The sequence below is a fragment of the Streptomyces roseoverticillatus genome, from assembly GCF_000719265.1.
GTDB classification, from domain to species: Bacteria; Actinomycetota; Actinomycetes; order Streptomycetales; family Streptomycetaceae; genus Streptomyces; species Streptomyces roseoverticillatus.
This window is the reverse complement of the sequence record NZ_JOFL01000025.1, coordinates 74,588-84,271: the sequence shown is the minus strand read 5'-3', so window position 1 is coordinate 84,271 and position 9,684 is coordinate 74,588. Positions and strand designations below refer to the sequence as shown.

Below are 9,684 nucleotides of genomic sequence, written 5' to 3'. Positions count from 1 at the left end.
TGACGGCGGCGATCCGCTCCGACTCGTCCGGCCAGGAGTTCAGGACGTCCTCGCCCCAGTTCTCGGCGTGGACGCGGTGGAGAACGTTCCAAGTGGCTATCGTGATCACGCAGCGCGATGCTAGCCCATTCGTTGCCTGGCCTGGTGAGGTGGGCGACGATCTGCTTCCGTGGACACCCCGACCCCGACCGCAGGGGTAAGCCGCAAGGTGGTGGTGCGGCGTTGGCTCATCGGCCTGGCAGCAGCCACGGCGGTCTTCTGGGCGGCGACGCTGACGGGGTGACCAGGAAGCAGCCCCACTACACGTGGAGCCTCCACTACTCCGGCGAGGCCGACTACCGGGCCGACCTGGGCAGGCTCCGCGCCGCATGGGAGCGCCGCGGTTGGAAGACCGTGGAGCAGCCCGCGGACGAGCCCTTGAACCCCGACCGCCCGACACCGCGATGGCCGGGCATCCGGACCACCGACCACGAGCGTGACCCGGATGTCCCCGGCGGACTCCTGGCGCAGCCCCTCGGAGATCGCGCGGACGGCGAACTTGGTGGCGCAGTAGACGGCAGCGGTGGGCGAGACCTCGTACGCGCCGACGGAGGCGATGTTCACAAAGTGCCCGCCGCCCTGTGCGCGCATCGCGGGCAGGGCAGCGGCGATTCCGTGCAGGACTCCCCGCACATTCACGTCGATCATGCGGTTCCATTCCTCGGTCTTGAGTGCTGCCAGTGGGGAGAGGGGCATCAGACCCGCGTTGTTCACGACGGCGTCGACCCGTCCGTACTCGGCAAGCGCCGCATCGACGAACGCGCGCGTGTCCGCCGCGTCGGTGACGTCCAGCTTGCGGAAGGCGGCGGTGCCGCCCTCCCGGGTGACCTCTTCGACCAGCCGCTCCAGTCGGCCGGTACGGCGAGCGCCGAGAAACACCCGGTGCCCGCCGGCGGCCAGACGGCGTGCGGTCGCCTCACCGATACCGCTGCTCGCACCAGTGATGGCCACCACCTTGGTGGTCTGCGTCATGCTTTTTCCTCCTTGCAGGGAACGGGGTGCTCGCGGCGGAGCACACGCGCACACGCCACGGACCTCGCCCGTGGCGCCGAGACCGGTGCCGTCGGGCAGAGGGCTCGGCCGTTCACTCGCCGCGCCCTTCCGCACCTTCGTCCAGCTCGTTCTCCGGAGTCTGGGCTTCGCCGGAAGGGCCGGCCAGGGCAGGTTGTTCCTGGGTACGGCGCACCCAGGAACACAGCCGGGGAGCGGTCTAGTCTGACGAAGTGACCAGCAACTCTCTCGGCGACTTCCTTCGCGCACACCGTGCACGCCTGCGGCCCGGCGACGTAGGACTGCCCTCCTACGGCCGACGCCGGGTGGCAGGCCTGCGGCGGGAGGAGGTGGCCGTGCTGGCCGGCATGAACAGCGACTACTACGCCCGCCTGGAACAAGGCCGCGAGCAGAACCCCTCACCACAGATCCTCGACGCGATCAGCGACGCCCTGCGCATGGATCAGCAGGCACGTGACCATCTGTACCGACTGGCGGACACCCTGCCGGACGGTCACCGGACACAGCCGAGAGAGACGGTCAGCCCGATGCTGAACCAATTGCTGAGCGGGTACGCGAACACCCCCGCATTCGTCCTTAACCCGGCCCTGGACTTCCTGGCCGCGAACAGCCTGGCCGACGCGCTCTTCTCTCCGTTCGAGAGAGCGGACAACCTGGCCCGCATGACCTTCCTCGACCCGGCAGGCCGCAGCTTCTACGCACAGTGGCACCGTGCGGCCGAGGCGGTCGTCTCCAGCCTGCGCCAGGCCACCGGTCTCCAACCGCACTACCCACGTCTGCACGCCCTGGTGCGTGCCCTCACCGAAACGAGCGAGGAATTCGCCAGGCTCTGGAATTCGCACACCGTCTACGGGAAAACCAACGGTGCCAAAGAACTCATCCACCCCGAGGTCGGAAGTCTCTCCCTCACCTACCATTCCTTCGATGTCCGCGGAGCGCCTGGTCAGCAGGTCGTGATCTACCACGCAGAACCGGCAAGCCCCAGCTCCCGGGCGCTTTCCCTGCTCGGCAGCCTCGACGCCACGCGCCGATGGGACGAGGCATACGGCCCTCCTTGTGGGACGCGCGGTGCCGCGTCGCCCGGGCCGGCGGTCACGTAGTGGAGATGCAGTATCGGCCGGGCAGGCGGATCCGGGCAGCCTCCGACGGTCATGCCGGGCGTTGCCCGGGAGCCGTGGAGGAGTTGGCGCGGCGCTTCCAGAAATGATGTGTCGGCCAGCGTCGTTCCTGGGCGTAGTAGTACGCGTGGTGGCCGAGGTAGGCGTCGGCGATGCCGTCGAGGAACGCGGTGTATTCGGTGAGGGCCTCGGTGACGGTGCCGCGCAGGCACAGGTCGACGGTGCGGCCCGCGTGGGCCCCGGTGTGCAGGGCGGTGAGGATGCCCTGGGAGGAGAGTGGGTCGAAGGCGAGGGCGGCGTCCCCGGTGGCGAGCCACCCCGCCCCCGCCGGCGGCGAGAGGCGCAGGCCGTGAGCGGCGGTCCAGCGCGGAGCGGCCGGGGGAGGGGCGTAGCCCTCCAGCCGGGTCCGCAGGTGCAGGGTGCGTGCGGCGTGGGCCAGGAATCCGGTGGGCGTGCGCAGTGCGGGAGGGGCGAGGTCGGTGTCGGTCAGATGCGCTACGAGCCGGCCGGTGGGGATTCTGACGGTGTACCACCAGCCGCCGGGCACCGCTTCGACGAGCGTGCGCAGGTCCTCGTCCGTGCCCCGGTCGTGCGGCATGCGGCGGTCGAGGAGGGCGTAGGCGGCGACGAGCCGGTCTTGGCGGTGCCGGGCGGCCCGGCGGCGGCCGATGTTGCAGCGGCGACCGGTCGCGTCGACGACCCAGTCGCAGAGCAGTTCCTCGACGGTGCCCTCCCGGCGTAGCAGGATCTGCTGTTCGGATCCCCGGGTGTGGTGGCGTACGACGGTGGCCCGGCGGAACTCGGCGCCCGCTGCGAGGGCGGCACTGCGCAGCGAGGCGTCGAAGCGGGCCCGGTCGAGATGGCGGCCGTGGCCGTTCGGGTCGAGGACGTCGCTGCGGTCGTAGAGCTCGGGCGACCCCCAGGAGGCGAGGATTCCGGTGGACCGCAGGTGCCGGTCGGCCGTGACGTGCGGCCACAGGCCCAGGTCGTACAGGAGTGGCCGGGCGGCGGGCGGCAGCGTCTCCCCGATGGTGAACCGTGCGGTGGTCCCGGACGGGTCGGCGTGATCGTCGACGAGGAGAACGCGGCGGCCGGTCCGGGCCAGGACCAGGGCTGCCACGGCGCCGGCGGGGCCGCCGCCGGCCACGACCACCTCGAAGCGCCCGCCTGTCGAGGGCGCGGTGCGGGTGTTCACCGCCGGTCCGGGTAACGGACGGTCTTCTCGAAGTAGCCCGCCAGCACCTCCTCGTCGGGGCGGTCCACCGTGCGCAGGGCGGCGTCCACCGCTTCGTCCCGGCGGGCGGGGTCGGCGGCCTCGGGCACGTGCAGGAACACCAGGTTGCGCCGGTCGGGCGGAGGCGTGCTCGGGGTGAAGCTCACTTCGGACTCCACCAGCATGGCCCGGGGCAGCTCCGGATCGTCGGCCGGTCCCTCGCGCCGTTCGACGAGGCCGAGCTTGCCGAAGTCCTTGACCATGGCGTTCATCTGGGCGGCGGGGCTGGTGGCGGGCAGCCACCTGTCCCACACGGCGCGGTTCTCGAAGGCGGTCCGGCGTTCCTCGGGGGTGCGCGTGGTGTCGACGGCGGTCTTGTAGTCCGCTTCCGTGAGGACGTGGTTGGGAACCCGCGCCGGCCAGAAGGTCGGCAGGTAGAGGTCGTAGCGGTGGTTGTAGCCGGACCGGCATCGGGCGGTGTCGGTCTGCCAGGGAACGGCCATCCACCGGGTCAGATCTCCCGGTCCCTGTGCGTGCAGCGGGCCGTCGTCCGCGACTGCCTGCTGGGGCGTGAGGGTCGGCCCGTACGAGGGTTCGAGTTCGGCGGGGTCACGGTGCCGCAGCCGGAAGGGGGCTGAGTACATGGTCAGGTGGCGCATCGGCCAGGTGAACTCGCAGCCCGGGTGGAAGGCGTCGGCCAGGCAGAAGGACAGGACGGCCCGGTCCAGCGCCCGGGGCCGCTCGGCCAGGGGAAGGTCGTCGAGGGACGTGGGCGACGTGGCGGCCGGGTCGTAGTCGGCGTGGAAGTCACCTGCGGCCCAGCGGTCGAGCAGCCGGTACTGCAGCGGGGTGAGCGCCAGGTGCTGCCGCGGCGAGGGAGGACGCGTGCCCATCGCGTCCCCGTAGATCGCGGGCCAGGGAACGGGAGAGGCGGCGTCGCGGTCCATGTCCCGCATCGCCGCCCAGATCTGATGGCGCAGTTCGGCGTTGCGGTCGCCCAGGTCGCCGGGGTGGTCGCTGGGGGCGGCCAGTCGAGCGAGCCGCTCGGGTGCGAGGAGGTGCTCGCGTCCGGCGTGCCCGAAGTGGGCTGCGAAGCCGTGGTTGACCCACTGGAGGTCGCACAGGCGCCGCAGCAGCGGCAGCACCTCGCGGGTGAAGGAGACCTCCTTCGGAGGCGCGAGGGTGCCCGCGGACACGAAGAGGTCGCGCAGCAGGTCGTACATCGTGCGTACCGACTTGAGCTCCGGCGCGTAGTTCGGGGGAGCGACCACGACCCAGGCGGGGTCGACCGGTACGGGGCGCCCGTCGATGCGGACCTCGGCTGTCACGGGGCCGTCGGAGATGTCGTCGTGCCAGGTGTCGTTGTTGGCGAAGTGCCCCGCCGGGGTGTTGGTAATGGAAGCCGAGACCCCGCGGCCACCGAGGAAGAGCAGCCGGCCGGCGGCATCCGTGCGCAGCTCGCCCAGGTAGACGGGCCTGTCCATGAAGGTGCCGGTGTCGAAGACGTACTCGGGCCTGCCCGAGCGGTTGCTGCCGCGGATGGACCGGGGCCCGGGGTCGATGACGAGGCGGTGCCGCTGGGTTTGCGGGACGTTGGCGTTGCGCAGCGCGGTGGCGGGGGCCTGGGCCGCTTCCGGGATGTCCAGTGCCAGCTGGAACTGGTACCAGGCGGCCTTCTTGTTGGCCACGTGCACGGTCCACTTGAGGTCGGCGCTGTCCGAGGTGAGCTCGGCGACCACGTCGCCGGCGGCGTTGTAGCCGTACACGCGAAAGCGGGCCGCCTGGCGTTTGAGGGCGCCGGTCGCGTCCTTGTAGCTGCCGGTCGGCAGCGGAGGAGCGTCCTCCACCTCAGGGCCGAGGAAGAACTCCTCGGCGCTGTCGCCGATCCGGGCCACCCCGATCGCGGGGTGGATCGCGGCCCGGACGATCCGGGTGTCGTGGCCGGGCGCTTCGGTGGACGCCGGCCGCGCCGGGCCGGGCTCCACCACCGGAACCCCGTTCGCGTCGCGGCGGCGGGCGGAAGAAGCGGCGTAGACGATCTTGCGGGCCTCGCCGAGGCTGCCGACCGGCTGGTGCTCGGGCAGGCTGTGCCAGGGGTTGCAGGCGAAGTTGTCCCCGTAGGCCTCCTGACCGCGGGCCGTGACGTCCTGCCGGTGCAGGGTCAGCCTCGCCACCTTCACCGGGGCGCTCAGCGATTCCTCCCAGCGCACGGTCGCGCGGTCCAGCGGCATGCTGTCCGGATCCGTACGGAACTGCAGCAGCAGATCGAAGGCGGCCTCGCCGGCGGCCAGCCGGTACTGCAGATCACCGCGGAGGAAGGAGGGGTTCTCGTCCGCCGGAGTCGCGTGCGGGTCGCCCTGCGCGCAGCCGGCCGGTACGAGCTTGTACTTCACGTGCCGGTCCGCGCCGAAGGCGTACGGGAGCACACCCCAGTACGTGGCGGTCAGGACGCTCTCCTCGGGCTTGCGCATCTCCCGCAGGATCCGGTCGGTGACCGGATGGTCGCGCCGGTAGGCCACGGGGTCCTGCTGGAACTCGCACATGTCCCGGGCAGTGTCGACGAAGAAGACGTCGTGGTTCTGCAGGACCAGGTCCTGGGTGTCCGCCCGGCTCTCCTGCTCCATCAGCTTCGGGCCGGGCACACCGAACAGTTTGATGCCGACGCCGGCGGTCCTACGCAGGTCCGGCCGGTCCGGGAGGACGTCACTGGAAAAGCGCACCCAGGCCGTGAGGCCCTTCTGCTCCTTCGCGGCCCGGAGGAATCCGATGCACAGATCGGGTGGGAGAACGGGGTCGACGGTGAGCACGCCGCGGGCGACACCGTGGAACTTGACGAAGACCGGCCGCAGGACCGGGTCCTGCCCCTGGGCGATCTTGCCTCCCATCCGCTTGTCCACGAACTCGGCCACCAGGGAGGTGACGGGATCGGTGGCACAGTCGGGGAGCGCCTCCGGGGAATCCCCGGGGGCGGCGGATGTCCCGCTCATGGTGTGACCCTCCTGTCGGCGGAGTGGAGTGTGGAATGGAATGGGACGGGACGGAGTGGAGGATGGACCCTTCGCCCGCACGGCTGGCACATCATTGCCCGTTGCGTGTCCGCCGCAATTGGCCGTGCCCTGCCGCCGTCGGCGGCAGGGCACGTGCCGCCCTCAGCCGTTGCCGGGCCCGGAGTTGTTCCGGGCGGGCTCGACCGGGCGCCACGGCGCGAAGGCGTTGGCCGAGCGGGGCAGGAGGCTCGCCAGCTCGGGGCAGTGCCGCAACAGGACGCTCGTCATGCCGTTGCGCTCGATCCAGTCCATGCCGAGCGGCGTGTACACCTCGGGACGGAAGTCGACGGTGAGGAAACGGTCGCTCTGCAGCCGCCTGCTGGCCATCACGATGAAGATGCGGAAGGCCGTGTCGCTGAAGCCGAAGCCCTGGGGCGGGTTCTCGGCGAAGAGGCCGACCATGGTGTCGATGTCGTCGACGGTGCGGTAGACGTCCTTCAGCCGTGCGAGGGTATCCGGCTCGGTGGACAGCTCCTCGAACCGCTTGATGCGCGGCTTGTGCAGGCCGCTGCGGAAGTCGTTGTAGCGAGGAACGCCGCGGCGCCGGGTGCGCACCAGATCGACCACGGACAGGTCGATCACCTCACCGTCCCGTTCGAAGGCCTGCAGCGCGCGAGGGAAGTTGTGCAGGGTGATCGCCCCGGGGTGTGCGATACCCAGTGAGTACAGCGCGTTCGCCAGTCCGGTCTTGCGGATGAGGGGCTCCGAGGCGGCACCCTGCACGGCGTTGAAGTCCAAGGTGTCGATCCGGTGACCGAACCTGTGGTCGACGATCTCGAAGTCGTCCGGAATCAGCGGGTGCATCCGGTAGACGGTGACGAAGTCCTCGGTGAGGGAGTACGGCGCGGCATGGTGGTCGGGCAGGGTCTTGGGGATGCCGGTGAGCGAGTGCGCCTCGAACATCCACAGACCCAGCTGGGTGAGCCAGTTCTTCGGAGGGCCCTGCCAGTTGGTCCGCAGGGAGATCTCGATCGTCTCCGTCGCCAGGATCGCGGGGGTCCATTCCACGGTGTGGATCTTGGCGATGAGGGCGGAGACGATGATGCGCGCCGTGTGATACACCCGGTTCTGGTTCATGCGCGGGTATTCCCGCCGCAGCGCTTCGCACACGGCGTTGTGTTCGCGCGCGAAGACGGTGTGCATGGCACTGAGGCCGAGCCACCAGCTCTCCCTGAACCCGGTCAGCGGGATGCCGTCGGGGTCGAGCGGCAGGTGCCCGTCCTCCAGGCGCAGTGCCGCGCCACCGCCCGGCTCGCGCAGCGACATCGCAGTCTGCTGGTCACCGCCGTAGACCTCCGAACCGTCCCACCAGTGGGATGCGACATTGCCGAAGAGAACCGGCGGCGCGAGGCCGCCGGGCGGCTGCACCGCCTCGTTCTCAGCGAACCGCATGACGTTCTCGGGTGGTCCGCCGGGGGAGTTGCGCCAGGTCATTCCGGGCGGGAGCGGCACTTCCACGCTCCGCGTGCCGGCGGGGTGGCGCTGGTGGTTGACCCAGTCGTGCACTTGGAACTGGATCCACGCAGCGGCCAGGATGTTCAGCGACCGGGCGGGGATGAAGGCGTCACGGTGGAGCAGCTGTCTGCTGACGGTGACGGGATTGGGGCTGTCGAACAGGTCGGGACGGTAGACCGGTGCGAGGTTGCGGCCGAACGTGGCGCCGACGGCGCCCATCCTCGGAGCGGACAGGTCGTTGTACGTACCGTCGTAGCTGCGCTCCACCCGTAGCTGTTCCTCGACGGGCGGAGGCACCGGCTGCGGCTTCGGCGGAGCCTGGTAGACCTCCGTGTCGATCAGGTTCTCGCGGCGCAGGGTCTGGCGGAGCGCGACGAGGTTGAGCAGGCCGAGCCGGGTCGGCAACCGGTACCAGGGGACGAACCGGTTGAGGGCGCGGAAGCCGGCGCGCAGCGGGACGCCGAGTACGGCGTTGCGACGGGGTTCCTCGGTGACGAAGCGATACCCCAGGCGCAGGGCACTGCTGGCCTCGTAGGCGGCTTTGCGGGCCCGGTTGAGGTTGCCCAAGGGGCGGAAGTCCTCCGTGGTGTTCCACGGGTTGAAGGCGAGCTGCTCGACCCGGGTGGCGGTGGCACGCGCCGGGGAAGCGTCCAGGTCCTGGCGCGGCACGGTCAGTGTCGCCACGGGGATCACCGGCGTTGCGGATTCCTTCCACTCGGCTGCGCCGTCCTCGATGGGCGTGAGCCTGCTGTCCACGTAGCGTTGCACGCACAGCTCGAAGACGATGTCCGCCGTGCGCAGGCGCTGGGCGAGCTCGTGCTGCAGGTGGTCGGGGTCGGTACGGGAAGGGGGAGGCGCGGCTGCTGAGGGCGCGTCCGGGGCGGGGCGGAGCTGATAGCGCACGGGCCCGGCGTCGCCCCAGAGGACGGCTCCACGGCTCCAGTACGTCTCGTGTGCGAGGCTGCGCACTGTGTGCCGGGTTCCGGCGCGTACGTTGCGGCGCATGCGCCTGGCCGTGGGCCTGCCCACGGCCAGGGGCAGCTTGACGAACAGGGCGAATGCCTTGCGGGGCATTGAGTCGGCCCCGGCCATGGCCTTCGCGAACGCCACGAACTCGTGTGCGTTGCGGGCGTGGGAGACCGGGAAACTGGTCATCAGGAGGTCGTGGGACTCGTCCGGCCCGCTCCGGATCCGCAGCGCCGCCCCTCGCAGATCGGGGGCGTAGTCGGGTTGCCGTGCCCCGCTCGCGTTGGACAGCCGGACGGTGACGGGGTACTCCGCTCCGGGCTGTACGAAGCCGGCCCGCAGATCGCCGGGGAGGTCGTCGCGGATCGCCAGCCGGGCGTTCTCGACACCGAGAACCGCCTTCGCGTGGAAGGTCCGCGCGATGCCGGCGGCTCCACTGCGCTTCTTGACCTTGACCTGCACCCGCATCAGGTCGTGGACGAGCCGCTCGACGAGGATGCGCTCGGCCTCGGGAGACCCACCGGCGTAGCGTTCGTACTGCCCGGCATCATGCATCGTTGCTTCTTTCCGAACATGACGCCCTCTGATGACGGGGGAGAGGGAGAGGGCGGTCACGATCACGGCGCGGCTGCTCTGCCTGTAGAAAGGTGCGCTATAGGTCTATGTGCGCAATCTGTTCTACCTATGATGATTTTGTACTCCAGTGGTAGGTGATGCCGAGCGTTGCGCGGCAGACGGGTGCATGACGGGCACGGGTGGGACGGCCGGTGCAGTCCCGCTGGCCTGAACGCCTCCCAGTCCGAGGTGCGCGCGGCGTTCCATCGCCACGGAGTCA

The 9,684-nt window shown here is 70.4% G+C and carries 4 protein-coding genes and 1 pseudogene; 1 reads left to right on the top strand and 4 read right to left on the bottom strand.

From position 1 onward, the window contains the following. Window positions 1-459: 459 nt before the first annotated feature. Window positions 460-1,011, bottom strand: a pseudogene (locus tag IF61_RS0126475) (SDR family oxidoreductase); the annotation flags it as partial. Between the two features lie 251 nt (window positions 1,012-1,262). Between IF61_RS0126475 and IF61_RS0126470 the strand changes: the two are divergent. After that, window positions 1,263-2,150: a helix-turn-helix transcriptional regulator gene (locus IF61_RS0126470; RefSeq protein WP_052393066.1), complete on the top strand. Its 888-nt coding sequence runs from the start codon at window positions 1,263-1,265 to the stop codon at window positions 2,148-2,150. A gap of 49 nt (window positions 2,151-2,199) precedes the next feature. Here IF61_RS0126470 and IF61_RS0126465 read toward each other — a convergent pair whose 3' ends face one another. The 3 genes from IF61_RS0126465 to IF61_RS0126455 all read right to left on the bottom strand — a co-directional run bounded on the left by IF61_RS0126465 (window position 2,200) and on the right by IF61_RS0126455 (window position 9,404). Continuing rightward, on the bottom strand, window positions 2,200-3,363 hold the full coding sequence (locus IF61_RS0126465; RefSeq protein WP_043190801.1) for an FAD-dependent monooxygenase: 1,164 nt from the start codon (window positions 3,361-3,363) through the stop codon (window positions 2,200-2,202). Continuing rightward, window positions 3,360-6,368, bottom strand: coding sequence for a LodA/GoxA family CTQ-dependent oxidase (locus IF61_RS36045; RefSeq protein ID WP_052393065.1), 3,009 nt, complete (start codon window positions 6,366-6,368; stop codon window positions 3,360-3,362). The genes IF61_RS0126465 and IF61_RS36045 overlap by 4 nt, the downstream gene beginning before the upstream one ends. Before the next feature lie 162 nt (window positions 6,369-6,530). Next, window positions 6,531-9,404 carry a peroxidase family protein gene (locus IF61_RS0126455; protein WP_030369034.1) on the bottom strand — a complete coding sequence of 958 codons (2,874 nt, stop codon included), beginning with the start codon at window positions 9,402-9,404 and terminating at the stop codon, window positions 6,531-6,533. Window positions 9,405-9,684: the final 280 nt, after the last annotated feature.

Coding starts and splice junctions, on each gene's coding strand:
- IF61_RS36045 (WP_052393065.1), bottom strand. CDS start 6,368: ATGAGCGGGACATCCGCCGCCCCCGGGGATTCCCCGGAGGCGCTCCCC.
- IF61_RS0126455 (WP_030369034.1), bottom strand. CDS start 9,404: ATGCATGATGCCGGGCAGTACGAACGCTACGCCGGTGGGTCTCCCGAG.